Source organism: Sphaerotilus sp. FB-3, from assembly GCF_023706025.1.
Lineage (GTDB): Bacteria > Pseudomonadota > Gammaproteobacteria > Burkholderiales > Burkholderiaceae_C > Sphaerotilus > Sphaerotilus sulfidivorans.
Map to the genome: position 1 here is coordinate 40,268 of NZ_BQWE01000059.1, position 25,199 is coordinate 65,466.

The following is a 25,199-nucleotide window of genomic DNA, read 5'->3' on the forward strand; positions in this document are numbered from 1 at the left end:
TCCGGGCGTCGCCCGCTCATTTCAGGGTGAACCGTGCCGTGGCTGGTTTGCCACTGATCATCACCACCGCCACGGCCTTGGTGCCGGGGCCGACTTTGAAGGTGCCGGAGGCTTCCAGCCTGTCACCGACGGGCTTGAGTTCGGCTTCTTGCTTCTCGCCGCCGGACAGCAGCGTGACCTTGGCGCTGGCCTTGGACAGGTCGGCAGGCTTGCCGTGGTCGCGCAGATGCAGCTGGAGAACGGTGGCCTTGGCGACCAGTTCGTAGTCCATGTCCTTGACCTCGACCACGACACCGCCGTGCATCGGCTTGTGTTCGTGGGCATGGTCGTGCTTTTCGCCTGCGGCGTGGACGACGCCGGCAACCGCCAGGAGGTTGGAGGTGATGAGCATGTGCAGCTTCTTCATGGGTATCCTTTCAGTGAATGAGGGAAGCGATCGGGTTCAGAGCGCCTCGGCGTCCTGGTCGTCCATCAGCCGCTCGGCATCCTTGCGGCCGAAGAGCCAGAACATCGCGGGCGTGAGGAAGGTGTCGAGCAGCGTCGAGCTGATCAGGCCGGAGAAGATGACCACCGCCACCGGATGCAGCACTTCGGTGCCCGGCCGTTCGGCCTCGAACAGCAGCGGCGCCAGCGCGAAGGCCGTGACAAGCGCTGTCATCAGCACCGGGCTCAGGCGTTCCAGCGAGCCGCGCACGATCATCGGATGGTCGAAGTTCTCGCCCTCGAAGCGCATCAGGTTGATGTAGTGGCTGACCTTCAGGATGCCGTTGCGAACCGAGATGCCCGCCAGCGTGATGAAGCCGACCATGGCCGCCACCGACAGCGGCTGACCCGAGAGCCACAGCCCGATCACCGCACCGACCAGCGCCAGAGGAATGTTCACCATGATGAGCGCCGACAGCGTGGCGCTCTGGTAGCGGCTGTACAGCACAACGAACATCAGCGTCAGCGAGACGACGGACAGCACGCCGATCAGGCGCGAGGCCTCCTCCTGGGCCTGGAACTGGCCCCCCAGCGTGATGAACATGCCTTCGGGCAGCCGGGTCTCGGCGGTGACGCGCCGGATGTCGGTGACGATCTCCGACAGCGCGCGCCCGGAGGCGTTGGCTGACAGCACGATGCGCCGCTTGCCGTCGTCGCGGCTGATCTGGTTGGGGCCATCGCCGTCCTCGATCGAGGCCACCTTGGATAGCGGGATGCGGCCGCTGGGGGTCTCGATCAGGATCTGGCTCAGGCCGTCGAGCGAGCGTGCCGAGTCAGGCAGCTTGAGCACCAGTGCAAAGCGCCGTCCCCCCTCGACGATCTGCGTGATCTTCTCGCCCTCGACCAGGCTTTGCAGCGTGGCCAGCACCTGCGGCGCCGATACGCCGTACTGCGCCGCCGCGGCATAGTCGACCCGCACCTTGATCTGCGGCGCCAGCACCTGCTTCTCGATCTGCAGGTCGGCGATGCCGGGGATGGCGGCCAATCGTTGTCGTAGCGCATCGGCCTGGCCACGCAGGGTATCCATGTCTTCGCCGTAGATCTTGATCGCGACCTGCGAGCGCACGCCCGAGAGCATGTGGTCGATGCGGTGCGAGATGGGCTGCCCGACCTCGATGGCGGCAGGGAGGTTGGCCAGACGTGCACGGATGTCGGCGCGAACCTCGTCCATCGATCGTGTCAGCCGCTCGGCGGGCACGATGCCGACGTCCAGCTCGCTGACGTGCACACCCTCCGCGTGTTCATCGAGTTCGGCCCGACCGCTGCGCCGGCCCACATGTGTGACCTCGGGCACCTGGCTCACCAGCGTTTCGGCCTGCCGCGCCACCGCCGAACTCTCGGGCAAGGTCACGCCCGGGTTCAGTCGCAGGCCGACCAGCAGCGTGCCTTCGTTGAACGGCGGTAGGAAGGTCGTCGGGAAAAAGGGCACGGCGGCGGCAGCAGCCACCACCGCGACACCTGCGGTGGCGATGGCGGTGCGGGGCCGATCCAGCACCGCCTGCAGTCCGTTGCGATAGCGTGCCTTGAGCCACGCCAGCACCTGGGTGTCGCCGTGATCGAGGTTCTTCATGTGCGGCAGCAGGTAGTAGCTCAGCACCGGCGTCACCGTCACCGACACCAGCAGCGAGGCCAAGGTCGAGGCGATGAAGGCCACGCCCAGCGGCACGAACAACCGGCCTTCGATGCCCGGCAGCGCAAAGAGCGGCAGGAACACCAGCACGATGATCACGGTCGCGTACAGGATGCCCGAGCGTACCTCCATCGAAGCCTTGGCCACCAGCTGCAGCGGATTCAGGCGCTTGTTCGGATGCCGGGCGCGGTCCTCCTTCAGTCGGCGCAGGATGTTCTCCACGTCCACCACCGCGTCGTCCACCAGGCCGCCGATGGCGATGGCCAGGCCGCCCAGCGTCATGGTGTTGATCGACAGGCCGAAGTGCCGGAACACCAGCGCGGTGACGAAGATCGAGACGGGAATGGCCGTCAGTGCGATCACGGTCGGCCGCAGCGTGCCGAGGAAGAAGAACAGGACCACCGCGACGAAGACTGACGCGCCGATCAGCTTGCCCTGGAGCGTGGCGATCGAGGCCTCGATGAAGTTGGCCTGGCGGAAGGTGACACGCGGCGCCTCCATGCCGGCGGGCAGCGAGGCCTTCAGGTCTGTCAGCGCCTCCTCGAGGGTCCGGGTCAGCGCGATCGTGTCGGCGGTCGGCTGTTTCTGGATGCCCAGGATGACGGCGGGCTGGCCTTCGAAGCCGGCGTCGCCCCGCTTGACGGCCGCAGCGAAGGTCACCTCGGCCATCTGCCGCAGCAGAATCACCTGCCCCTGGTTCGTGGCGACCACGAGATTCTTGAGGTCCTCCAGACGCGATGTGCGGCCCAGATGGCGAATCAGGTACTCGCGGCCGTTCAGTTCGAGGAAGCCGCCGGAGGTGTTGGCCGAGAAGCCCCGGAGCGCGGCCTCGAGCTGATCGTGCGATATGCCCAGTTCGGCCATGCGCACCGTGTCGGGCTGCACCTGGAACTGGCGCACCTCACCCCCGATCGGGATGACCTGGGCCACGCCGGGCACCGAAAGCAGCCGGGGGCGCAGCACCCAGTCGGCGTACTCGCGCACGGCCATCGGGCTGATCTTCTGCGGATCGACCGGAATGGCGATCTGCATGATCTCGCCCATGATCGAGCTGATCGGGCCCATGCGCGGCACGACGCCTTCGGCCAGGACTTCCTCCATCGAGGCCAGCCGCTCGGCGACGAGCTGGCGGGCGCGGAAGATGTCGGTGCTCCAGTCGAAGGTGACATAGAGAAAGGACAGGCCGGCCGACGAAGTGGAGCGCACCGACTCGACGCCGGGCAGCCCGTTCATCGTCGTCTCGAGCGGGAAGGTGATGAGCTGTTCGACCTCCTCGGCGGCCATGCCGCCGGCCTCGGTCATGATCGTGACGGTCGGCTTGTTGAGGTCAGGGAACACGTCGACCGGTGTTTGCGACAGGGTGAAGGCGCCATAGGCCATTAGCACGACGCTGGTGATGATCACCAGCAGCCGGTTGGTCAGGCTGTTGTCGAGGAGCCACTTGAACATTGCGGCTCCTGTCAGCGGATCTGGTTGATCAGCGTGGCGCCTTGCGTGGCCACCCGCTCACTCGGCTTCAGGCCCGAGGTGACGGTGACGTTCACGCCGTCCAGCGGTTCGACCGTCACGGCGCGGGGCGCGAAGTGCTCCGGCGAGGTCTTCACCCAGACGATGGCCTGGTTGGCCGGATTCCTCATCAGCGAGCTCACCGGCACCGCGATGCCTTTCACCGGGGCATTGCCGTGCACGAAGACACGAACCGGCTGACCTACCGCCAGTGCAGCCAGGGCCTGGCCCTCTGCACGGAAAGCCAGGGGCTGGGCCTGCTCGCGCAGACTGCGGGCGGCGCCTATGAAGGTCAGTGGCACACGTTCGTTGCCGACGGTCAGGCTGGCGCTGCTGATGCCGCGGGCCAGCGCGGTGTCGAACGTGAGGGCCTCGATGCGCAGCCGTGTCGGATCGACGATCTCGAAGACCCGCTCGCGTGCATCGACGACCTGGCCAGCCACCGCGTTGGCGGATGCCACCACGCCAGAGACGGGGGCGACGAGGGTTTCGCGCGATGCCAGCCCGGTGCCCACGGCGGTGATGCGCTCGCCCAGGCTCTGGGCCTCGCTCTCGGCGGCCTCGATGTCCTTGCGCGGCACGGTGTCCGCCAGTTCCTTCAGTCGCGCGACACGCTTGTCGGCGAGCGTCTTGGCGGCCCGCAGCTCGGCCAGTTGCGCGGCCTGGTTCGAGCGCTCGATCGGCGCGGCCGAGGGCACGACATAGGCCAGCACCTCGCCTTTGCGCACGGTCTGGCCGGGTTCAGGCAGGCCGCGCGGGCCGGGCTCGAGGCGGCCGGCATTCAGCGCCTGCACCAGGCCTCCGGCGTTCGGATCCATCACGACCTTGCCGTTCAGCTCGAACGAGCGGGGCTGTTCGCCAGCCTCGGCGACCTGGGTGCGCACACCGAGCTGGCGTTGCGCGGGCTTGGGCAGAAAGACGCTGCCATCGGGCAGGCGCTGCGGGCCGTTGGTGCGGGCGGCGGCGGGCGCGTCGCCATGGTCGTGGCCTTCGCCTGCCCGCACGGGTCCGGCCAGGCCGAAAGACAGCACGAGGGCCGCGGCAATGAGGGGGCAGCTCGGCTTCATGCAGCGGCTCCGACACGGGTTTGACGACGGGCGAGCAGACGGCGGCCGATGAAGGCCAGCGCGATCAGCGCGGCCACCGCAGCGGCGGCCCAGCCGGCGTAGGCCTTCGCGCCACGGGCTGGCACGGTGGGCGCGGCATGGGCCTCTTCGTGAATGTCGAGCTCACCGACGAGCAGGTCGACCTCGTTGCCGGCGGTCACGCTGGCGGTGATCGGCAGCACGCCCGCCTGGGGCGCGGCCGGGAGCGTCACCTCGTAGAGGTCTTCATGCTGGGAGGCCTGGAGCTGGGTGTCGCCGATGTCCAGCTCGATCACGGCATCGTCGACCGGGCTGTTGTCGGTGGTGCGATCCAGATACAGCGTGATCCGCTTGCCGTCGACGATGCCGACCAGTTCGAAGGTTTCGGAGGCGGCCGTGAAGCGCGGCAGCGCCGGGCCGTGAGCCACGGGTGCTGCCTCGCCGTGGTCATGGCCCTCGCCCGCGTGAACGGCGGGCGACCCCCCGAGGGCCACCGCGGCCATCAGCGTGGCGGTGAAGAAAGTGCGTCTCATATAGAGGAGGGATGAAGGGATGAGGTGCTCGGCAAGGAGTTCATTACGGCAGCAGGCCCAGAACCTGCCGCCAGGCGGAGATTGCGGCGGCCAGTTCGATGTGGCTGCGGGCGGCCTGGCGTTCGGCCTCGGTGGCTTCCGCCTCGATGCGCAGCCGCGTCGGCAGGTCGGTCTCGCCGAGGCGGAACGACTTCTCGAAGAAGCCGCGTGTCTCTCGGCCCAGTGCGGCGCGGCGCTCGGCCGCCGCCCGCTGCAGTCGCGCCGCATCGACCCGTGCCTGTGCCGCAGTGCTCTCTGATTGCAGACGAAGGCGGTCGAGTTCCAGCTGGGCTTGTGCTTCGAGGGCGTCGGCTTGCGCGCTCGCGACACGGCTGTCGTGGCGAGGGCCTCCACCGAAAGGGATGCGCACCGCCAGCGTCACGGTCTGTCCATAGCGCTCGCCTGCCGCACCCCGATCGCGTGTGGTCGTCAGCGTCAACTCAGGATTGGCCCGGGACTGGGTGCGGGCCAAGGCCACTGCCCGCTCCGCCACGGTGAATCGGTCCTGCCACTCCGCCAGCGCCGGGTGCGCGGTGGCCTGTGCCGTCATGGGCTCCCGTTCGGTGGCGGCGTCGACCGCAGGCCGTACATTCGGCGTCGTCCCGGACAGCGCCTTGATCTGCTGAAGGGCCACGCTGAGGGCGGTCTCCGCTTGCGCCGCAGCGGCTTCAGCGCTGGCCACGGCGCCGTCGGCCTGGTGCTGATCGGCACGAGCGAGGTCACCGGCCCGGGTGCGGCGCGCGACATCGGCCGCGATGCGGCGTGCGCTGTCCAACTGGCCTCGGGCGGTTTCGGCGTCCACGCCGGTGCTCAGCCAGTTCCACCAGGCCTCGCGCAGGCTGGCGGCCAGCCGCATGCGTGCGGCGTCGACACGGCTCTGCAAGGCCGCCGCTTCCGCATCGGCCAGCGCTGCACTGGCAGCACGTTCGCCCGGCAGCCACAAGGGAACGGTCATTCCGATCTCCAGCGCTCGGGCACCGCCGTTGCGGGTGAGGCGATCGGTCTCGTGGCTGGCTTCGAACGCGGGAGGGTCTGGCGTCCAGGCCTCGGCTGCGCGGCGCTGCGCCCGCATGGCGTCGTGCCGCCTCTGCAGCGCCTGCGCCTCGGGCTGGCGCGACCAGGCGGCCTCGAACAGGTCTTTGAGGCTCGGCGTGGTGAGGGCCGCCGGGGCCGCCTCAGCGGGTGCTTGGGCCGAGGCGCCAGGGGAGGCGGCGCACAGAATGGCGGCCAAGCTGGCCGCCAGCAGGGTGTGCCGCACAGGGGTCGTTGTTCGTGCTGTCGGAGGCATCCGAGGTTCCAGTCAGTGTTCAAGGGGACGCGACAGACCGGCGAGCAGCGGCTAGGCGGTCGCACCGACCCGGACGGGATTGCGCTGGAAGCTTGATCCGCCTCGCTTGAACCCGCCTCGCCGATCAGGCGAGGTGTGCTCGCTGCGGGCGTCTGGAGGGATGACGCGGGCTCAGCGGCGATTGGCGGGGTTGCGCCCCACGTCGGCGATGGTGTCCTGCGTGGCGAAGCCTGCGGGGGCGATCTTCGCCAGATCGACACCACGCCGATCCAGGCCGCTGAACGTCCACGCGAATTGCTGGCCCGTGGCGTTGCGGAAAACGACCGTCTCGCCGTAGGCGATGTTCGGCCGGGTCGTCTGAGTCAGATCGACGACACGTGTGGTGCTTGATGCGGTGGCCGGCTGACCGTGGAGGGACTGGCCGTTGCGGAAGGTGTCGCCGGCGGCGAAGCCGACGGCGGGAACTGTCGCCACGATCAGAAGGGCGGTGCGAACAAGGCGGGATGATGCGTGCATGAGATCCTCTTTGTGGCGCAGGCTGCAGCCGGGTGGCGCTGAATGCCTGACGACATGGAAGAGGAATCTAAGGTTCGACGTAGAACAGTTCAGGAACCGGTCGATGACAGTTCTGTCATCTTGACCCGGGCAGGATCAGCCCGATGGCCGTGATCCCCTGGCTCGACTCGGCCAGGACCGTTCCGCCGTGCATGCGGGCAATCGCGGCCACGATGGCCAAGCCCAGGCCGTGGTTGTGTTCACCACCGGCGCGTGCCGGATCAACCCGGTAGAACCGGTTGAACAGAGCGGGCAGATGTTCACCGGGGATGGTCTCGCCTCGGTTCACCACCTTGATCGCCACCCCGTGGTCGCAGACATCGATCCGGATGCTCACGCAGCTGCCCGCTTCGGCATGTCGCGTGGCGTTGCCGATCAGGTTCGACAGCGCACGCTGCAGCAGGCGAACGTCGATCTCGCCACAGGCATCCCCTTTGATTTCCCAGCGCAGGCCGGCTTCGTCCAGCGCCGCGTCATGCAGATCGACCACCGTACCCACGACCTTGGCCAGGCTGGGCACCGGCTCGCGACGTGCCGTTGCGCCCCGGTCCGCCTGGGAAAGGAAGAGCATGTCCTGGATGATCAGCGCCATGCGCTGCAAGTCCTCGAGCTGGCCACCGAGGACTTCGCGCAGCGATTCGGCATCACGTGTCTTGCGCAGCGCGACTTCGGTGCCTCCGATCAGTGTGGTCAGCGGTGTGAACAGCTCATGCGCCACATCGGCGTTGAACGCCTCGAGCTGCGCATAGGCCCGGTGCAGCCGCGCCAGCAGATCGTTCACATGAGCCACGAGCGGAGCCAGCTCCTTTGGCTGTGCCGAGCCGTCCAGGCGGTGGTGCAGCGTGTCCGCTGCCAGGACTTGAATCTGCACGGCCAGTTCTCGTACAGGGCGCAGACCGAACTGCACCAGCGCAAACCCACCCGCAGCGATCACGATCGATCCAGCCATCGCTGCCGCAATCAAGGTGTGTGCCAAGCGTGACAGCACCCGCTCGTCGTCGCGTGCGTACAGGGCCAATGTGGCCTGTACAGGGCCGGTGGCGGTGTGGACCGCGAACCGCGAGACATGGGTCGGGTGATCCGTGGTGGCTGGTGTTCCTGCGTAGAGCGTTTGACCCTGGGCATCGACCAGCACCAACGTCAGGTCCTGCCGGCCGATCATCGCATCGTCGAGCTTGTGGAGCAGGACAGCGTGTTCCAGCGTGGCGGCCTCGTCGATCAGGTGGCGAACCTGCAGTTCCTTCTTGCGCAGCGTATCCACCTGACGATCCACGAAGCTCAGTGCCGTGGCGGAGTAGACCCCCAGGCAGGTCAGCGCCAGGCCGGCCAGGGCCAGAAGCGCAAGCCAGCGGGCCAGTCGATGACCCAGTGCCCCCGCGTGCTGCCGGCTCATGCTTTTCGATCTTCCAGCACGTAGCCCATGCCACGCACGGTATGCAGCAGGGGGTGATCGAAGGGCTTGTCCAGCTTGCCACGCAGGCGTCGAACAGCGACGTCGATCACGTTCGTGCCGTGGTCGAAGTTGACATCCCACACCTGCTCGGCAATTTCGGTTCTGGAGAGCACTTCGCCTTGGCGACGGATGAGCAGCGTGAGCAGCTGGAATTCCTTGGCAGAGAGTTCGAGGCGCTGGCCGGCGCGTGTTGCCCGGCGCCGCGCCATGTCCACATGCAGCTCACCGAGCGACAGGGTCAGGGCACTGCCTTGCACAGGCGTGCTGCGGGCCGTGCGTCGGAGCAGCACCTCGATGCGGGCCACCAGCTCGGAAAACGCAAACGGCTTGACCAGGTAGTCATCCGCACCCGCCTTCAGGCCTTGAACCCGATCTTCGACGCGGTGACGCGCTGTCAGCATGATGACCGGGGTCTGCTTGCTCGGGCGCAGCGCTGCGAGCAGGCTTAAGCCGTCGATGCCGGGAAGCATCGAGTCCAGCACGATCAGGTCGTGGCGGCCTTCCAGGGCCAGGTGCAGTCCGTCGATGCCGTTGCTGGCCACCTCGACGACATGGCCTTCTTCAACCAGCCCCTTGCGCAGATAGCCCGCAAGCTTGGCCTCATCCTCTACGATCAGCAGCTTCATGCATTCTTCTTGTTCAGGATGCGCGCGAGTGGTGTCCAGTCGGGCAGGGTCGATGTTGTGTCCGGTGCTTGGGGCCGCCTGGATGGCCGCGTTGAATGCGCCACCAAGCGGTCCGCAGTGTACAGACGGCAAGGATCGGCTGGACGCGCTGCCCATTTAGCGTGAACGGCGAAGTTCAGGCTGGGCAAGGATCGGTCAGAATCGCGCTCCCGCCGGGCTCGTCTTTCCGGCCCCGTCTTCCCGGCCCACCGGGCCCCTGCCGATGTCCGAACCGATTCTTGCCGCAGCGCCTGCCGCCGCTCCGCTGTCCCCCTGGCGCCTGTCCGTCGCGCCGATGCTGGACTGGACCGACCGTCACTGCCGCCATTTCCACCGCCTGCTGACCCGCCGCACCCGGCTCTACACCGAGATGGTCACCACCGGCGCGCTGCTGCACGGCGACCAGTCGCGCCATCTCGACTTCGGCGAGATCGAGCATCCGGTGGCGCTGCAGCTCGGCGGCAGCGAGCCGGCCGACCTGGCCGCCTGCGCGCGGCTGGCGGCGACATGGGGCTATGACGAGGTCAACCTGAACTGCGGCTGCCCGAGCGAGCGGGTGCAGCGCGGCGCCTTCGGCGCCTGCCTGATGGCCGAGCCGGCCACGGTGGCCGACGGCGTGCGCGCGATGCGCGATGCGGTCGATCTGCCGATCACGGTCAAGCACCGCATCGGCATCGACCGCATCGAGTCCTACGATTTCGTGCGCGACTTCGTGGGGCAGATCGCCGAGGCCGGCTGCGAGGTCTTCATCGTGCACGCGCGCAATGCCTGGCTGAAAGGCCTGAGTCCGAAGGAGAACCGCGAGATTCCGCCGCTGCGCCATGAATGGGTCTGGCAGCTCAAGCGCGACTTTCCCGCACTGACCATCGTCATCAACGGCGGCATCCGCGACGACGACGAGATCGCGCAGCATCTGGCCCATGTCGACGGGGTGATGGTCGGCCGGCAGGCCTATCACGAGCCCTGGCAGATGGCCGGCTGGGATGCGCGATTCTTCGGCGAGCCGGGGCCGGCGGCCTCGCGCGAGGCGGTCGAATCGGCCTGGATCGAATATCTGGACGGCGTCCAGGCGGGTGGCCGACCCTGGCCGACCGCGATGCGCCATGCGCTCGGGCTGTGGAATGGCCAGCGTGGTGCCCGGATCTGGCGCCAGTTCTGGTCCGATCACCGCCACCGCGAGGCTCGCCCCTCCGAACTGGCCCGCCGATTTCATGATCTGGCCCGTCAGGCGGGTTCGGCATCGAATTGACCCGGCGCATCGCCAGGAACAGAGGAAGGAAAGCCGCGACATTTCACGCGACTCCAGGGAATCCCGGGTGCGGTGCCCGGGAATTCAAGCCTGAAATATTTCCGTACCTGCGGGCAATTCGGGCATACTCCGCGCCGAGCATGTGCTCGAACGCCTTGGAATGCCTCTGCCATGACGACTCTCCAGGACCTGCGCGCCAAGCAGGAAGAACTGCGCAAGCAGCAGGAAGAAATTGCCCGCTCCATCGAGGAATTCCGCTCCTCGCAGCGCGCCGGCGTGATCGCCGAGATCAAGGCCATGATGGCCCAGCATGGTCTGACGGTGTCCGATCTGGAAACCCCGGCCGGCCGGGGCAGCCGAGCCGCCGCCGAGGGCAAGACCCGCGAGCCGTCCAAGGTCGCGATCAAGTACCGCGATGCCGAGACCGGCTCGACCTGGACCGGCCGTGGCCTGAAGCCGCGCTGGCTGACCAGCGCGCTGGAAGCCGGCCGCTCGCTCGAGGAATTCCTGGTCGAGGCGCCCGCCGCCGAGTGAGCGCGAGCGACATGACGTCGCCTGCCACGGCCTGCTGATCAGGTGCATCGATGCGCTGGCGTTTTCTTCATGCAGCGGATCTGCATCTCGACAGTCCGCTGCGCGGGCTGGACCGACATGAAGGCGCGCCGGTCGAACCGCTGCGCTCGGCCACCCGGCGTGCGCTGATCGCCCTGGTCGATCTGGCGATCGAGCGCGAGGTCCAGGCGCTGCTGATCGCCGGCGATCTCTATGACGGCGACTGGGATGATTTCCGCACCGGGCTGTTTTTTCACCAGCAGATGAACCGGCTGGCCAGCCGGGATATCCGGGTGTTCATCGTCCGGGGAAATCATGATGCGGAAAGTCGCATCACCCGGCAATTGCCGCCGATGGCGCATGTGCATGTCTTCGAATCCCGGCGCGGCGGCACCGTCGATCTGCCGGATTCGGGGGTGGCGGTCCATGGCCGCAGCTTCTCGAAGCCTGCGGTGACCGAGGATCTGCTGCCCGGATATCCGCCGCCCGTGCCCGGGCGATTCAATATCGGGCTGCTGCACACCAGCCTGACCGGCAATCCGGACCATGATCCGTATGCGCCGACCACCGAAGCCCGCCTGATTGCAACCGGTTACGACTACTGGGCCTTGGGACATATCCATCAGCGTCAGGTGGTCCGGGAATCCTCGCCTTGCATCGTGTATCCCGGCAATCTCCAGGGCCGGCATGCCCGCGAGACCGGCCCGAAAGGCTGCGAGCTGGTCGAGATCGAGCACGGGCGCATCGTGCGCCATGAGCCGGTGGTGCTCGATGTGCTGCGCTGGCACCGGCTCGAGCTGGACCTGGGCGGCATCGACGATCTGGAAGCGCTGGCGCAGCGCATCGATCCGGCCTTCGAGGCCTTGCTGGCCGGCGAGGCCGGGCCGGGGCGCGGGGTCGGTGTCGACGCGGGCGCGGCCTCGCGCCTGCACTGCGTGCGTGTGGTGCTGCGCGGCAGAAGCCGGCTGCACGGCGCCGAGGCCGCACAGCCGGGCCTGCTGGAGGCCGCCGTGCGCGCCCAGGCGCTGCAGCAGGCCGGGCGGCTGTGGATCGAGCAGGTCCGCGTCGAGCTGGCCTCGCCGCTGGACCGGGGCGCGCTGGCTGCGCGCGACGATGCGCTCGGCGAGGTGCTGCGCGAGGTCGACCGGCTGCTGGCCGATCCGCAGGCGCTGCGCACCTGGGCCGAGGCGGCGCTCGGGGCCGGCGCGAATCTTCCCGCCGAACTGGCCGATCTGCGCCCGGAGCGCCTTGACGAGGCGAGCTGGCGCGCGCTGCTGCTCGATGCCGAGGCGATGGTGCTGGCGCAGTTGGGCCGCGATCTGACGACATGAGGCGGCGGTGAGACTGCGCCGACTGCATCTGCAGGCCTTCGGGCCGTTCACCGACCGCTGGATCGACTTCGGCCCCGGCCTGACGCTGCTGGCCGGTCCGAACGAGGCCGGCAAGTCCTCGATGCTGCGGGCGCTGACGGCGCTGCGTTTCGGCATCGAGCATCGCAGCACCGACAACTTCGTGCACGAGCATGCACGCATGGCGCTCGGCGCGGTGGTGCTCGACCGCGAGGGGCGCGAGCTGCAGCTGCTGCGGCGCAAGGGCCGCGAGCCGACGCTGTCCGTCGTGGCGCCCGCCGGCGGCAGTCTGCCGGCCTCGGCCGACCTGGAGCTGCAGCTCACCGGCGGCCTGAAGCGCGCCGACCACGATCTGATGTTCGCGCTCGATCACCAGCGCCTGCGTGCCGGCGGCGAGCAGCTGCTGGCCGGGCAGGGCGAGATCGGTGCGGCGCTGTTCGAGGCCAGCGCCGGCGTGCACAGCCTGCGCACGGTGCTGGACCGCCTCGACCAGCAGGCGCGCTCGCGCCTGGTGCCGCGCGGCAGCACCGGCAGCGTCAACATCGCGCTGCGCCGCCACCGCGAGCAGCATGAGGCGCTGCGTGCCGCGCAGCTGCGCCCGGCCGAATGGGCCGCGCTGCGCCAGCGTGCCGACGAGACGCAGGCTGCGCTGGAGCGTGCCCGCGAGAACCGCGCCGCGGCTGATCTGGCGCTGCGTGACCTGCGCGAGCGCATCGCGGTGGCGCCGCTGCTGCGCACGCTCGACGACACCCGCGCCGAGCTGGCCGCGCTGTCGCTGCTGCCGCCGCCCGACGAGGATCTGCCGCGCCAGCGCATCGCGCTGCAGACCCGCGAGCATGAGCTGCAGACCGCCCGCGCCGCGCAGCAGGCGCTGCGTGCCCGGCTCGACGAGCAGCTGCAGGCGCTGCCGGCGGGCACGCCGCGCTGGCTCGAGCAGGCCGCCGGCATCGACCGCCTGGTCGCCGCCGCCGACGGCCTGGAGGCGGCGCGGCTGCAGTGCCGCGAGCTCGAGCAGCAAGGGCAGGCGCTGGATCGGCAGCTCGAGGCGGCCGCGCAGGCGCTCGAGCCGGGCGCGGGTGCAAATGCAGGTGCGCCGGCGCTGCTGGCGCGGCGCCCCGACGCGGCCTGGCAGGCGCGCATGGAAGCCGCCACCGCGCAGCTGCAGGAGCAGACGCGCGCCCTGGCCCAGCATCTTGATGATCTGGCGGCCGAGCCGGGGGGCGAGGCGCGGCCGGCCGATCTGACCGAGCCGCCGGCCGCGCTGGCCGCGCAGGTGCAGGCGCTGCAGCAGCGCTGCGACCGGCTGGCGCCGGAGGTGGCGCTTCTGGCTGGTCGCGAGGCGCTGGAGCGCCAGCGTGCCGAGCGTCACGAGATGCTGCAGCGCACCGCGCTGCAGCTCGGCGGCGCGGCGATGGCGAGCCGGGCGCTGACCGCATGTCCGCGCCTGGAGGCCGACATCGACCAGGCGCTGCGCGAGCGCGAGGCCGCGGTCACCCGCCTGGCCGCGCTGGCACAGCGCATCGACCAGATCGACGAGGCGCGGCGCGGTCGTGCGGCCGAGCGCGCCCAGCTGCTGGCCGCCGGCGCAGTGCCGACCGATGACGACATTGCCGAGGCGCGCCGGGTGCGCGACGCGCTGTGGCGGAGGCTGACCGACGGCCCGGCGGCGCCTTCGACCGAGGACCGGGCGCTGTTCGCGCAGCTGCTCGACCATGCCGACCGCCTGGCGGACGGCCGCAGCCGCGACGGCGAGCGTGCGGCCCGGCTGCAGGCGCTGCAGCGCTCGCTGGCCGAACTGGACGAGGACCGGGCGGTGCTGGACATGCAGCGGCAGGCGCTGCAGCGCGATCTCGAGCGCCAGAACCGCATCTGGGACGAGACGCTGGCCGAGGCCGGCCTGCCGCGGCTGGCGCCGCAGGCGCTGCGCGAATGGCAGCAGCACCAGGCGCGCCACCTCGAGGCGGTGCAGGCGCTGCAGTCGGTCGACGAGGCGCTGCAGGCGCTCGACCGCCGGGTGCAGGCCGCCGCGGCCGAGCTGCGTGAGGCGCTGGGCCCGATGCCGGCCGGCGTCGCACCGGACGATGCGGCCGCGCTGCTGGGCCAGGCGCGTGCGCGGCTGCAGGAACTGCGCGAGCGGCAGACCGCGCTGGAGGCGCAGCGCAGCGCGCATCAGGCGGCGCAGCAGCGCCTGGAGCGGCTGGCGCGCCAGACCGCCCAGCGCCGTGCCGCCGAGCGCCAGGCGCATGCGGCGCTGCAGGCCCTGCTCGACGAGGACGGCCGTGGCGTGGTGCTGCCCGAGGACGCGCTGCAGGCGCTGGCGCTCGCGAATGCGCGCCGCCAGGCGGGCGAGCGGCTGCGCACGCTGGCCGAGCAGCGTGAACTGCAGCGCCAGCGCCTGGCGCAGGCGCGGCTGGTCGAGACCGATCTGCAGGAGCGCGCCGCCGTGCTGGCTGCGGCGCTGGCCGAGCCGGCGCCGGCCGGCGAGGCGCTGCGCGGCTGGATCGACCGGCTCGCGGCCCGGCTGGGCGAGGCGCGTGCGGTCGAGGGCGAGCGCGCCCGGCTGCAGCAGCAGCGCCAGCAGGCCGACGAGCGCCTGGCCGCCGACAGTGCGGCGCTGGCTGCGGTGCAGGCGCAGCTGGGGCGGCTGTGCGAGCGCGCCGGCGTGGCCTCGCCCGAGCTGCTGCCGCAGCGCGAGGCCCAGTGGCAGCAGCAGCGCGAGGCCGTGCTGCGCCTGGCGCGCACCGGCGCGATGCTGGCCGAGGCCTCGCGCGACGACGAGGCCGGCCTGCGCGCCCGTCTGGCCGGCGCCTCGCCGGCGCACGAGACCGGTGCCGGGAGCGGGACCGACGATCCTGCCCAGGCGGTGCTCCGGCTCGAGCGCCGGCTGGCCGAGGCCGACGAGGCGCTCGAGCAGGCGCGAGCGGCCGACGAGCTGGCGCGGCGTGCGCTCGACGCGATCGACGGCGACGACCGCGCGGTGCAGGCGCGCGAAGGGCTGGAGCAGGCCGCCGCCACGGTGCGCGCCGAGCTGCCGCACTGGATGCGCGCGCGGCTGGCGCATGCGCTGCTGGCGCAGTCGATGCAGCGCTTTCGCGAGCGCAGCCAGGGGCCGATGCTCGGTGCCGCCTCCACGCTGTTCGCGGCGATGACTGGCGGCGAGTTCGAGCGGCTCGAGACCGAGGCCGGCGACGACGCCGGCGGGCCTGCGGTGCTGCAGGCACGCCGGCGCGGCGGCCGCGCCATCGGCGTCGAGGCGATGAGCGAGGGCACGCGCGACCAGCTCCACCTGGCGCTGCGGCTGGCGGCGCTGGCGCAGCAGCGCGCGCGCGGCCTGCTGCTGCCGATGGTGCTCGACGATGTGCTGATGACCTCGGACGACGGCCGGGCGCTGCGGGTGCTTCAGGCGCTGGCCGAGGCCTGCGAGGGCGATGGCGGGCAGATCATCGTCTTCACCCACCACCTCCATCTGCTGGAACCCGCACGCCGGACGCTCGGAGCGACGCGGCTGCACGCCGTCGCGCTGTGAGCGCCTCGGCCGAAGGCCGGGGCACCTCGACGCACCAGCCGGGCCGGTGGCCGTCCTGCTCGCCCTTGTGCACATAGCCCAGCGCGTTGCAGACGATGCGGCAGCCCGCGCGCGTCACGTCGACCGGGCAGTGCAGGTGGCCGTGGATCCACAGGTCGGCCAGCGGCAGCAGCTCGTCGAGCGTGTTGCAGAAGCCCGCGGTGCCCGGAACCATGCCGTAGCGCGGGTCGGCGCTGTCGAGCGTCGGCGCGAAATGGCTGACCACCACCGTCGGGCCGTCATGCGGCTCGCACAGTGCGGCGCGCAGCCAGCGCTGGCAGTCCAGCGCCATCCCGCGCAGCTCGGCGGCCATCACCAGCCGGCCCTCGCGCAGCGTGGTGTTGCGGCTGAGGTACCAGTCGGCGGCGCGCAGCGCCTTGTCCAGATGGCCGAGCGCGGCGAAGTCGCTCCACAGCGTCGTGCCGATGAAGCGCACGCCGTCGATCACCCGGATGCGCCGGTCCAGCCACTCGATGCCCAGCCGCGCGCACAGCGCCTGCAGCCGCGGGCCGGTGGCGTCATGGTCCAGGCCGTCGTACTCGTGGTTGCCCGGCACGAACAGCACCCGCGACCAGCCGGGGCGCGGCGCGAAGCGGCCCAGGCCGAAATCGTCGCCCTGCAGGCGCGAGCCGCGCTGGTAGGAGCCGATGTCGCCGGCCAGCACCAGCAGGTCGGCGTCCGGTGCCGGCGCAGCCGTCCAGTCCGGCTGGGTCTCGAGATGAAGGTCGGAGAGGATCTGCAGGCGCATCCGGCCAGTCTAGCGGCCGGCCTGCAAGCCTGTCAGCCGAAGCGGTACTCGATCCAGTCGTGACGCGGCACGCCCGGACGCAGCCAGGCATCGGGCTGGCCGGTGTCGTCGCGGCCCAGGCTGTCGGGCAGCCAGCCGGGCTCGAGCGCCAGGCCGGCGCAGGGCGGCGCCAGCGCGCGGCCGTCGTAGAACTGCAGCGCCGGCATCGAGGTGGCGATGCTCATCGCCAGCCGGCCGTCGGCCGACACCAGCCGCGCGGCCTCCTGCGCGTGGCCGGCGGCCAGCCGCCAGCCGTGGTCGTAGCCGCCGGCCGCCGCCAGGGCCGGATGGGTCGCGAAAGGCCGGGCGTCGGCAGCGCGGAGCCGGCGCAGATCCATCGGGTCGTCGGCGCGGATCTCGCCGTCCAGCGCCACCGGCGGGCCGGTCGGGATCAGCGCGGCATCCACCGGCATCCAGGCGTCGGCATGCAGGCGCAGGCGCTGCGCACGCGCGTCGCCGGGGGTGCCGACGCCATCGAGGTTGAAGTAGGCGTGGTTCGTCATCGCCAGCGGCGTGGGCGCGTCGGCGCAGGCCTCGAAGTCGATGCGCAGCCGCCGCCCCGGATGCAGGCGGTAGCGCACCCGCACCTCGACCGCGCCGGGAAATCCCTGGTCGCCGTCGGGCGAATGCAGCGCGAAGACGGCCTGGTCGGCGGTCTGCGCCTCGACGCGCCAGAGGCGGTGGCTCCAGCCGTCCGGGCCGCCGTGAAGCTGGTGGACGGAGCCGGCGGGGTGCGGCACCAGCGGCCAGGTGCGGCCGTCGCGGCGCAGCACCGCACCGGCGATGCGGTTGGCCCAGCGCCCGACGGTGGCGCCGGCGTAGCAGGCCAGGCGCTGAGCATCCTCGGGGTCCGTGCCGCCGGCGAGCACCTCGCGCGGCTGCGCCTCGCCGTCGACCGGCACCCGGCACGACAGCCAGGACGCGCCCCGCGGGCTCAGCGCGATCTCCAGGCCGTCGGGGCCGTGCAGGCACAGCAGGGGCGGCTTCATGGCAGGACGCCGCTGCCGTCGGCGGCATGGCTGATCCAGATCGCCGGCGGCTCGCCCTCGGGCGAGCGGTAGCCGGCCTCGATCGCGGCGCGAACCGCGTCCACCTGCGCGTCGGGCAGCACCGCGACGATGCAGCCGCCGAAGCCGCCGCCGGTCATGCGGGCGCCGCCCTGCGGTCCGATCGCGCCCTGGGCGATCTCGACCAGGCGGTCGATGGCCGGGTGGGTGATCTCGAAGTCGTCGCGCATCGAGACGTGCGAGGCGGCCATCAGCTCGCCCAGGCGCTTCAGGTCGCCGGCCTGCAGCGCCTGGGCCGCGGCCAGCGTGCGCGCGTTCTCGGTGACGATGTGGCGGGCGCGGCGGAAGACGAGCGGATCGAGCCCGGCGGCGTCCTGCCGCAGCCGCGTCTCGTCGACATCGCGCAGCGCCGGCACGCGGTAGTGCGCGGCCGCGGCCTCGCACTGCTGGCGCCGGGTGTTGTACTCGCTGTCGACCAGGCCGCGGCGCACCCGGGAGTGCACGATCATCACCGCCACGCCCGCGGGCATCGGCACCGCACGGCGCTGCGCCAGATGGCGGCAGTCGATCAGCAGCGCGTGGCCGGCCTGGCCGCAGGCGGAGATCATCTGGTCCATGATCCCGCAGTTGACGCCGACGAAGCGGTTCTCGGCGCGCTGCGCCAGCACCGCCAGGTCGACCGCCGACAGCAGCGCATCGTCCAGGCCGCCGAGCTGGCGCCAGACCTGGCCGACCGCCACCTCCAGCGCCGCCGAGGACGACAGGCCGGCGCCCTGCGGCACATTGCCGGCGATCGCCAGATCCGCGCCCGCCAGCTGCAGGCCGTGCGTCGCGAGGTGCTCGCGAAGCGTGCGCACCGTGCCGCGCACATAGTCGCTCCACTGCTGCGTGGGGTGGTGCGCGATGTCGCCGTCGAGGTCGATCTCGTCGGTCTCGCCGTGCAGGTCGGCGGCGACGACCCGCAGCCGCCGGTCCGGGCGCCGCCGCACCGCGATGACGGTGCGGTAGTCGATCGCGCAGGGCAGCACGAAGCCGTCGTTGTAGTCGGTGTGCTCGCCGATCAGGTTGACACGACCGGGGGCCTGGACATGGAAGTCCGGCCACTGGCCGAAGGCCTGGTGCATCGCGTCGTCGCAGCGGCGCGCCAGGGGATCGCGGAGAGCGCTCATGGGGGTGTGCATCGGTAGTGGACGTCGCTGACCGCGCGCAGCTGCGCGGCGGCCAGCTCCGGGGTGAGATCGCGCTGCGCCTCGGCCAGCATCTCGAAGCCGACCATGAACTTGCGCACCGTGGCCGAGCGCAGCAGCGGGGGATAGAAATGCGCGTGCAGCTGCCAGTGCCGGCCGTCGGTGCCGTCGAAGGGCGCGCCGTGCCAGCCCATCGAGTAGGGAAAGCTGCAGCCGAACAGGTTGTCGTAGCGGCTGGTGAGCCGGCGCAGCGCCTCGGCCAGGTCGTCGCGCTGCGCGGGCGTGAGCTGGGGCAGGCGCTGCACCGCGAAGCGCGGCAGCAGCAGCGTCTCGAAGGGCCAGGTCGCCCACCACGGCACCACCGCCAGCCAGTGCGCGGTCTGCACCACCACCCGCTCGCCGGCGGCGGCCTCGCGCTCGGCACAGTCCAGCAGCAGCGGCCGGCCGTGGGCGGCGAGGTAGTCGCTCTGGTGGCGATCCTCGGTGGCGGCCTCGTTGGGCAGGTGGTCGCAGGCCCAGATCTGGCCGTGCGGATGCGGCTGCGAGCAGCCCATGATCGCGCCCTTGTTCTCGAAGACCTGCACCCACGGATAGCGCGCGCCGAGTTCCTCGCTCTGCGCCGCCCAGGTGTCGATCACGCCGCGGATCGCCGGCAGCGGCAGCTCCGGCAGCGTGCGCGCGTGGTCGGGCGAGAAGCAGATGACACGGCTGGTGCCGCGTGCGGCCTCGGCCTGGAACAGCGGGTCGAGGCGGGTCTGCGGCGCTGCGGCCGGCACCTCGGGCATCAGCGCCGCGTGGTCGTTGGTGAAGACGAAGGTGCCGGTGTAGGGCGGATTGATGTCGCCGCTGACCCGGGTGTTGCCCGCGCACAGATAGCAGTGCGGATCATGCGCAGGCGGCACCGTGTCGTCGGCCGCTTCCTGGCGGCCCTGCCACGGGCGCTTCGCCCGGTGCGGCGAGACCAGCACCCACTGGCCGGTCAGCGGATTGCGGCGGCGGTGGCTGTGCTCGGCCGGATCGAAGCGGGTCGGGAACAGGTTCGTCGGTTCAGACACGCTCGATCCTCGCGATGAAGGCGGTCTCGGCCGGGGCGCGCAGCATCGGCAGGCCGACCTCGGCCAGCCAGGCGCCGGCCAGGGTCACGCCCTCGGCGCTGTCCTGCGCATCGAAGAAGGGCGCGGTGTGGTGGCGGCCCTCGCGTCGGGGCGAGCCTGCAGGGCGCAGCTCGCGCACCCGGTAGCGGGCGGCCACGTCCAGCATCGGCAGGCGCAGCGCCGGCGGCTGGCGGTGGTCGCTCGGGCGGGTTCGCAGCACGATCAGCACGCCGTCGGCGGTGTCCGCGTCGGCATGGAACTGCCAGTGCAGGCCGTCGCCGGCCTCGCCGCGCCAGACCCGGCCGTGGTGCAGCCGGTCGCGCAGCCGCTTGTGCAGCGCGATCCAGCCGCGCAGCTCGTCGGCGTCCTCGGTCGAGAGCTGCCGCGGGTCCAGCTCGACCCCGAAGTGGCCGGCGAGCGCCACCGCCGCGCGGAAGGCCATCGCCTGCGTGCGTCCGGTGGTGTGCGCCGGCGCCGTGCCGACATGCGCGCCCATGATCTCCGGCGGGAAGAACTGCAGGAAGCCGCGCTGCATCTCGACCCGCGAGAGCGCATCGATGCAGTCGCTGGTCCACACACGGTGTGCATGGCGCAGCACGCCGAAGTCGATGCGTCCGCCGCCGCCCGAGCAGCTCTCGATCTCCACCTCGGGGAAGGCCGCGCGCAGCCGCGCCATCAGCGCGTAGGCCGCCAGCACCTGCGCGCGGTAGCCGGCGCGTCCGTCACCCAGGCCGGCCGGCGCCAGGTCGCGGTTCAGGTCCCATTTCAGGTAGCGGATCGGGTGCGCGGCCAGGAGCGCGGCGATCTTCTCGAACAGATAGTCGCTCGCCTCGGGGCGCGCGATGTCGAGCACCAGCTGGTTGCGCGCGGTCAGCAGCGGCCGTCCGGCGATCTGCAGCGCCCAGTCGGGATGGGCGCGGAACAGCTCGCTGTCCGGGCTGACCATTTCCGGCTCGACCCACAGGCCGAACTCCATGCCCAGCGCGTTGACGTGCGCGATCAGCCCGCTCAGGCCGTCGGGGAACTTGTGCGCATCGGGCCACCAGTCGCCGAGCGCGGCGCGGTCATGGTGGCGGCCGTGGAACCAGCCGTCGTCGAGCACGAAGCGCTCGATGCCCAGCGCGGCGGCCGCGGTGGCCATCTCCTTCACCGGGCCCGGATGCACGTCGAAGTAGACGCCCTCCCAGGTGTTGAGGTGCACCGGGCGCGGGCGCATCGCGCCGCCCGGCCAGTCCAGGCGGCGCCGCAGCTCGGCATGGAAGTTGGTCGCCAGGCCGTCAAGGCCCTCATCGGAGCAGCTCGCCACCAGCTCCGGCGTCGTCAGCGAGGCGCCCGGCGCCAGCCGGCCCTCGCCCGGCGCCAGCCATTCGCCGAACTGCCACTGGTACTGGCCGTCATGCAGCCATTCGATCGTCTGCTGGTGGTTGCCCGACCAGGCCAGGTGCGCGCCGAAGACCCGTCCGGTCTGCGCGGTCGCGCCCGGCGTGGTGACCACCGCGCCGGGAAAGCAGTCGTGGCTGGTGCGCCCGCGCCGGCTCTCCTTGCGCCACAGGCTGCGGGTCAGCGGGTCGGTCTGCGGCAGGAACTCGTGCACATGCTGGCCGGCGAAGGAGCGCACCGCGTCGCAGCGGCCGGGCAGCGGCAGCGTGCCGGCAGCCAGCCACTGCAGGTCGAGCGCGGTGTCGCCGTCGTTGTGCAGCGTCGAGCGCAGCACCAGCACGTCGCTGTCGGCGTCCAGCGCGATCGACAGGTCCAGGCGCAGCCGCGCCACCGCGTCGGTCAGGTGCAGCGTCAGCGCGCGCCCCGGCGCGGTCCACTCGACCGTGCAGCCGGTCCAGCCCTGCGCGAAGTCGCGGCCCTCGCGGTGCGCCAGCAGCGCGCTCTGGCCGAACCAGCCGGTGCCGAAGACCGGCGCCACCGTGAGCGGCAGGTCCTGGTCGAGCGCGAAGGAGGGCAGCGCGCGGGTGTCGCGCAGCGCAGCGCCCGGGTCGATTCCGTCGGGCAGGCGCGCGCCCCAGTGGCGCCACAGCGGCGCCTCGCCCGGCGCCAGTTCCAGCACGAGGCTGCTGCGTCGGCCGTGCAGGGTGAGGAATTCAGCGGACAGCTTCGTCACGGTTCAGCGCTCCGGCCTCAGCCCTTCGTCGCGCCGAGCGTCAGGCCGGCGATGAACTGCTTCTGCATCAGGAAGAAGATCAGCACCGGCGGCAGCGCGGCGACGATCGAGCCCGCCGACACCAGGTGCCACTGCGCCACCCAGATGCCGTTGAGCGAGTTCAGTCCGCCCGTGACCGGCATCGCGTGGTCGCCCTGGATCAGCACGGTGGACCAGAAGTAGTCGTTCCAGATGAAGGTGAAGACCAGCACCGACAGCGCCGCCAGCGCCGGGCGCACCAGCGGCAGCACGACCTTCCAGAAGATCTGCCACTCGCTCGCGCCCTCGATGCGCGCCGCCTCGATCAGCTCATGCGGCAGGTCACGGATGAAGTTGCGCATGAAGAAGGTGCAGAAGCCCGTCTGGAAGGCGATGTGGAACAGCACCAGTCCGCCTACCGAGTCGTACAGCCCCAGGCGCAGGCTCAGGTCGCGCACCGGCACCATCAGGATCTGCAACGGGATGAAGTTGCCGCCGACGAACAGGAAGAACACCGCCAGGTTCGCCTTGAAGCGGTAGGTGCCCAGCGCAAAGCCGGCCAGGCAGCTCAGCGCCACCGCGCCGATCACGGTCGGGATCGCCACCATCAGGCTGTTGACGATGTAGCGCGCGATCGGCGTGTTGCGGAAGATGGCGGTGTAGTTCTCGACGATCTGCCACTCGGTCGGCCAGCCCCAGTAGTTGCCGTTGGCGATGTCGCCCTGGCCGCGGATGGAGGTGAGGGCGACCGCGATGATCGGCAGCAGCCAGACCAGCAGGGCCACGGGAAGACCGACCTTGTAGAGCGCCTGCGTGACGGGCGAGGTCTTGTGGAGCGGGGTGGGAAACATCAGGCCAGTTCCTTCTCTTGCTGGTAGATGCGCCAGAGCACGAGGGTGATGTAGACCAGCATGATCAAGAACAGCACGGTGGCGATGGCAGTGCCGTAGCCCATGCGGTAGCCGTATTCGCTCAGCGCCTGCTCGTACATGTAGTACGCCAGCACGCGCGAGGAGCCGTAGGGACCGCCGGAGGTCATGATCGACACCATGTCGAAGCTGCGCAGCGAGCCGATGATGGTGACGACGGCGGCGATGAAGGTGGCGGGGCGCAGCTGCGGCAGCACGACGTGCCACAGCATCGACCAGCCCTTGGCGCCTTCGAGCCGCGCCGCCTCGATCAGGTCGGGGCGCACGTTGTTCAGGCCCGTGAGGTACAGGATCATGCAGTAGGCGATCTGCGGGTACAGGCCCGCGGCGATGATGCCGTAGGTGACCAGGCGCTCATCCGACAGCACGGCCACACCCGGCATGCCCAGCGCAGCGAGGATCTGCGTGAACAGTCCGTTGGCCGGGTTGTAGAACCAGGTGAACACCAGGCCGATGACGACCTGCGAGATCACGAACGGAAAGAAGAAGGCCGACTTGACGAAGCGGATGCCCGTCACGGTCTGGTTCAGCAGCAGCGCCAGCCCCAGGCCGATCGGCACCGCCAGCAGGAACAGCACCAGCCAGATCAGGTTGTTCTTCAGCGCGGTGCGGAAGTCGGGGTCGTTGTAGAGCTCGACATAGTTGGCGACCCCGATGTAGGTCGCCTCGCCCAGCCCGTCCCAGTCGTAGAAGCTGATCGCGATCGACTCGAAGATCGGCGCGATCACGTAGATCCCGAACATCAGCAGCGCAGGCGTCAGGAAGAGCCACGGGGCGAGCTGGCGCTGGTGGCGGGTCCACCAGGAGAACTGCGGCGGTGAGGTTCGGGAGGTCATGGGGACTGGGCGGGCTGCGGGGTTGACTTACTTGTAGACGCGCTGGCGGACCTGCTCCAGGCGCTCCAGCACTTCCTTGCGCGTTTCCGGCTTGACCATGTAGCGCTGGAAGCCTTCCATGCCGGCCTTGGCCATCTCGGCGGGCGCGTCACGGTCATAGAACTGGCCCAGCGCGTAGGCGTTCGACAGCATCGCGAAGCCGTCCTTCAGGTAGACGTCGCTTGGCCGCGTGGCGTCCTTGTTCACCGGGAGCTGGCCGAGGATGGCGTTCACCTCGGTCTGCACCTTGGCGCTGGCGGCATAGGCCAGGAAGCGCCTGGCGTCGACCTTGTTCTTCGCCTTGGCGGGGATGTGGATGGTGTCGGTCGGCGCGTCCTCGGCCATCGGGACGTTGTTGATCTTCGGGAACTGCATGAAGCCGATCTGCGCTTCGGTCAGGCCGCCCTTCTTCATCGGGTCGACGGCGAAGTTGCCCATCAGGTACATCGCAGCCTCGCCCTTGACGAAGGCGGGCAGCGCGTCCTGCCAGTCGTAGGAGGCGTGGTTGGCCAGGAAGTAGCCCGGCTTGGTCAGGTCGTCCCAGCGGTCGAAGACTTCCTGCACGCGCTTGTCGGTGTAGGGCACCTTGCCGGCGGTGAGGTCCATGTGGAACTCGTAGCCGTTGACGCGCATGTTCAGGTAGTCGAACCAGGCGCCGGTCGGCCACAGCGCCTTGGTGCCGATGGCAAACGGCGTGACCCCGGCGGCCTTGAGCTTGGCGCTGGCGGCGATCAGCTCCTTCCAGTCCTTGGGCACGGCGATGTTGTTCTTCGCGAAGATGTCCTTGCGGTAGTAGATGCCCCACTGGTAGTAGGTGTAGGGGATGCCCCACTGCTTGCCCTTCTGGGTCATCGACGCGGCGGCGGACTTCAGCTTGTCGTTCAGGCCTTCCTTGGCCCAGACGTCGGAGACATCCTCGAACAGGCCGGCGTTGACAAACGGGGCCATGCGGTTGCCGGCGTACCAGGTCACGATGTCCGGTGCCTCGGCAGTCAGGAAGTTGCGGATCGAGGTCTTGAAGCCTTCGTGGTCGAAGGTGTTGATCTTGACGGTCACATCCGGGTTGGCGGCCATGAAGCCCTTGGCCATCGCTTCCCACGCCGCCTTCGGGGCCGGGTTGGAGGCATCGGTGTTGATGACGAGGGTGCCGGCCTGGGCGGCGCAGGCCGCGGCGGCCAGCGCCAGCACGCTGAAGCGGGCGGCGAGCGTGGTGAGGTTCTTGTTCATCTGTCTGTCT

Annotated in this window: 20 protein-coding genes; 4 read left to right on the plus strand and 16 right to left on the minus strand. The window is 70.4% G+C overall.

Translation table 11 applies throughout. From position 1 onward, the window contains the following. Positions 1–16: 16 nt before the first annotated feature. From NFT33_RS18195 to NFT33_RS18230, 8 genes are all read right to left on the minus strand, one after another. Positions 17–406 (minus strand): hypothetical protein, encoded by a 390-nt coding sequence (locus tag NFT33_RS18195; RefSeq protein ID WP_251677455.1) that lies wholly within the window; start codon positions 404–406, stop codon positions 17–19. Between the two features lie 36 nt (positions 407–442). Further along, positions 443–3,562: an efflux RND transporter permease subunit gene (locus NFT33_RS18200; protein WP_251677457.1), complete on the minus strand. Its 3,120-nt coding sequence runs from the start codon at positions 3,560–3,562 to the stop codon at positions 443–445. A gap of 11 nt (positions 3,563–3,573) precedes the next feature. Next, positions 3,574–4,686, minus strand: a complete 1,113-nt coding sequence (locus tag NFT33_RS18205) for an efflux RND transporter periplasmic adaptor subunit (RefSeq protein ID WP_251677459.1) — start codon at positions 4,684–4,686, stop codon at positions 3,574–3,576. Then, a complete protein-coding gene (locus tag NFT33_RS18210; RefSeq protein ID WP_251677461.1) occupies positions 4,683–5,237 on the minus strand; it encodes a hypothetical protein in 555 nt (184 codons plus the stop codon). Before NFT33_RS18210 ends, NFT33_RS18205 begins: the two co-directional genes overlap by 4 nt. Positions 5,238–5,280: 43 nt before the next feature. Then, positions 5,281–6,507: a TolC family protein gene (locus tag NFT33_RS18215; RefSeq protein WP_251677463.1), complete on the minus strand. Its 1,227-nt coding sequence runs from the start codon at positions 6,505–6,507 to the stop codon at positions 5,281–5,283. Positions 6,508–6,735: 228 nt separating this feature from the next. Next, positions 6,736–7,080 (minus strand): CzcE family metal-binding protein, encoded by a 345-nt coding sequence (locus NFT33_RS18220; RefSeq protein WP_251677465.1) that lies wholly within the window; start codon positions 7,078–7,080, stop codon positions 6,736–6,738. A 115-nt stretch (positions 7,081–7,195) separates the two neighbouring features. Then, positions 7,196–8,512 (minus strand): heavy metal sensor histidine kinase, encoded by a 1,317-nt coding sequence (locus NFT33_RS18225; protein WP_251677468.1) that lies wholly within the window; start codon positions 8,510–8,512, stop codon positions 7,196–7,198. Further along, positions 8,509–9,198: a heavy metal response regulator transcription factor gene (locus NFT33_RS18230; protein WP_251677470.1), complete on the minus strand. Its 690-nt coding sequence runs from the start codon at positions 9,196–9,198 to the stop codon at positions 8,509–8,511. Before NFT33_RS18230 ends, NFT33_RS18225 begins: the two co-directional genes overlap by 4 nt. A 262-nt stretch (positions 9,199–9,460) precedes the next feature. Here NFT33_RS18230 and dusA point away from each other — a divergent pair, with 262 nt between their 5' ends. The 4 genes from dusA to NFT33_RS18250 all read left to right on the plus strand — a co-directional run bounded on the left by dusA (position 9,461) and on the right by NFT33_RS18250 (position 15,913). Continuing rightward, complete coding sequence (gene dusA / locus NFT33_RS18235) at positions 9,461–10,486, plus strand: tRNA dihydrouridine(20/20a) synthase DusA (protein WP_149503325.1); 1,026 nt, start codon at positions 9,461–9,463, stop codon at positions 10,484–10,486. A 171-nt stretch (positions 10,487–10,657) separates the two neighbouring features. Beyond that, complete coding sequence (locus tag NFT33_RS18240; RefSeq protein WP_149503326.1) at positions 10,658–11,020, plus strand: H-NS histone family protein; 363 nt, start codon at positions 10,658–10,660, stop codon at positions 11,018–11,020. Positions 11,021–11,070: 50 nt separating this feature from the next. Beyond that, entirely contained in the window at positions 11,071–12,369 is a 1,299-nt protein-coding gene (locus tag NFT33_RS18245; RefSeq protein ID WP_251677472.1) for a DNA repair exonuclease, read from the plus strand. 7 nt (positions 12,370–12,376) lie between these two features. After that, a complete protein-coding gene (locus NFT33_RS18250; RefSeq protein ID WP_251677474.1) occupies positions 12,377–15,913 on the plus strand; it encodes an ATP-binding protein in 3,537 nt (1,178 codons plus the stop codon). On the opposite strand, the gene NFT33_RS18255 is transcribed toward NFT33_RS18250, so the two are convergent. The 8 genes from NFT33_RS18255 to NFT33_RS18290 are packed head-to-tail and all read right to left on the minus strand — an operon-like array spanning position 15,837 to position 25,189. Further along, on the minus strand, positions 15,837–16,700 hold the full coding sequence (locus NFT33_RS18255) for a metallophosphoesterase (RefSeq protein WP_220785433.1): 864 nt from the start codon (positions 16,698–16,700) through the stop codon (positions 15,837–15,839). The genes NFT33_RS18250 and NFT33_RS18255 overlap by 77 nt on opposite strands. A 32-nt stretch (positions 16,701–16,732) precedes the next feature. Further along, a complete protein-coding gene (locus NFT33_RS18260) occupies positions 16,733–17,728 on the minus strand; it encodes a galactose-1-epimerase (RefSeq protein WP_251677476.1) in 996 nt (331 codons plus the stop codon). After that, on the minus strand, positions 17,725–18,915 hold the full coding sequence (gene galK, locus NFT33_RS18265) for a galactokinase (RefSeq protein ID WP_251677478.1): 1,191 nt from the start codon (positions 18,913–18,915) through the stop codon (positions 17,725–17,727). The genes NFT33_RS18260 and galK overlap by 4 nt, the downstream gene beginning before the upstream one ends. After that, the gene (locus NFT33_RS18270) at positions 18,912–19,988 is read right to left on the minus strand and encodes a UDP-glucose--hexose-1-phosphate uridylyltransferase (RefSeq protein ID WP_251677480.1); all 1,077 of its coding nucleotides are present in this window, start codon (positions 19,986–19,988) and stop codon (positions 18,912–18,914) included. The genes galK and NFT33_RS18270 overlap by 4 nt, the downstream gene beginning before the upstream one ends. Beyond that, entirely contained in the window at positions 19,981–22,140 is a 2,160-nt protein-coding gene (locus NFT33_RS18275) for an alpha-galactosidase (RefSeq protein WP_251677482.1), read from the minus strand. Before NFT33_RS18275 ends, NFT33_RS18270 begins: the two co-directional genes overlap by 8 nt. A gap of 17 nt (positions 22,141–22,157) precedes the next feature. Further along, the gene (locus NFT33_RS18280) at positions 22,158–23,009 is read right to left on the minus strand and encodes a carbohydrate ABC transporter permease (protein WP_251677484.1); all 852 of its coding nucleotides are present in this window, start codon (positions 23,007–23,009) and stop codon (positions 22,158–22,160) included. Beyond that, on the minus strand, positions 23,009–23,923 hold the full coding sequence (locus NFT33_RS18285) for a carbohydrate ABC transporter permease (RefSeq protein WP_251677486.1): 915 nt from the start codon (positions 23,921–23,923) through the stop codon (positions 23,009–23,011). The genes NFT33_RS18280 and NFT33_RS18285 overlap by 1 nt, the downstream gene beginning before the upstream one ends. 27 nt (positions 23,924–23,950) lie before the next feature. Beyond that, positions 23,951–25,189, minus strand: a complete 1,239-nt coding sequence (locus NFT33_RS18290) for an ABC transporter substrate-binding protein (RefSeq protein WP_251677488.1) — start codon at positions 25,187–25,189, stop codon at positions 23,951–23,953. Positions 25,190–25,199: the final 10 nt, after the last annotated feature.

Coding starts and splice junctions, on each gene's coding strand:
- NFT33_RS18195 (WP_251677455.1), bottom strand. CDS start 406: ATGAAGAAGCTGCACATGCTCATCACCTCCAACCTCCTGGCGGTTGCC.
- NFT33_RS18200 (WP_251677457.1), bottom strand. CDS start 3,562: ATGTTCAAGTGGCTCCTCGACAACAGCCTGACCAACCGGCTGCTGGTG.
- NFT33_RS18205 (WP_251677459.1), bottom strand. CDS start 4,686: ATGAAGCCGAGCTGCCCCCTCATTGCCGCGGCCCTCGTGCTGTCTTTC.
- NFT33_RS18210 (WP_251677461.1), bottom strand. CDS start 5,237: ATGAGACGCACTTTCTTCACCGCCACGCTGATGGCCGCGGTGGCCCTC.
- NFT33_RS18220 (WP_251677465.1), bottom strand. CDS start 7,080: ATGCACGCATCATCCCGCCTTGTTCGCACCGCCCTTCTGATCGTGGCG.
- NFT33_RS18225 (WP_251677468.1), bottom strand. CDS start 8,512: ATGAGCCGGCAGCACGCGGGGGCACTGGGTCATCGACTGGCCCGCTGG.
- NFT33_RS18230 (WP_251677470.1), bottom strand. CDS start 9,198: ATGAAGCTGCTGATCGTAGAGGATGAGGCCAAGCTTGCGGGCTATCTG.
- dusA (WP_149503325.1), top strand. CDS start 9,461: ATGTCCGAACCGATTCTTGCCGCAGCGCCTGCCGCCGCTCCGCTGTCC.
- NFT33_RS18240 (WP_149503326.1), top strand. CDS start 10,658: ATGACGACTCTCCAGGACCTGCGCGCCAAGCAGGAAGAACTGCGCAAG.
- NFT33_RS18245 (WP_251677472.1), top strand. CDS start 11,071: ATGCGCTGGCGTTTTCTTCATGCAGCGGATCTGCATCTCGACAGTCCG.
- NFT33_RS18255 (WP_220785433.1), bottom strand. CDS start 16,700: ATGCGCCTGCAGATCCTCTCCGACCTTCATCTCGAGACCCAGCCGGAC.
- NFT33_RS18260 (WP_251677476.1), bottom strand. CDS start 17,728: ATGAAGCCGCCCCTGCTGTGCCTGCACGGCCCCGACGGCCTGGAGATC.
- galK (WP_251677478.1), bottom strand. CDS start 18,915: ATGAGCGCTCTCCGCGATCCCCTGGCGCGCCGCTGCGACGACGCGATG.
- NFT33_RS18280 (WP_251677484.1), bottom strand. CDS start 23,009: ATGTTTCCCACCCCGCTCCACAAGACCTCGCCCGTCACGCAGGCGCTC.
- NFT33_RS18285 (WP_251677486.1), bottom strand. CDS start 23,923: ATGACCTCCCGAACCTCACCGCCGCAGTTCTCCTGGTGGACCCGCCAC.
- NFT33_RS18290 (WP_251677488.1), bottom strand. CDS start 25,189: ATGAACAAGAACCTCACCACGCTCGCCGCCCGCTTCAGCGTGCTGGCG.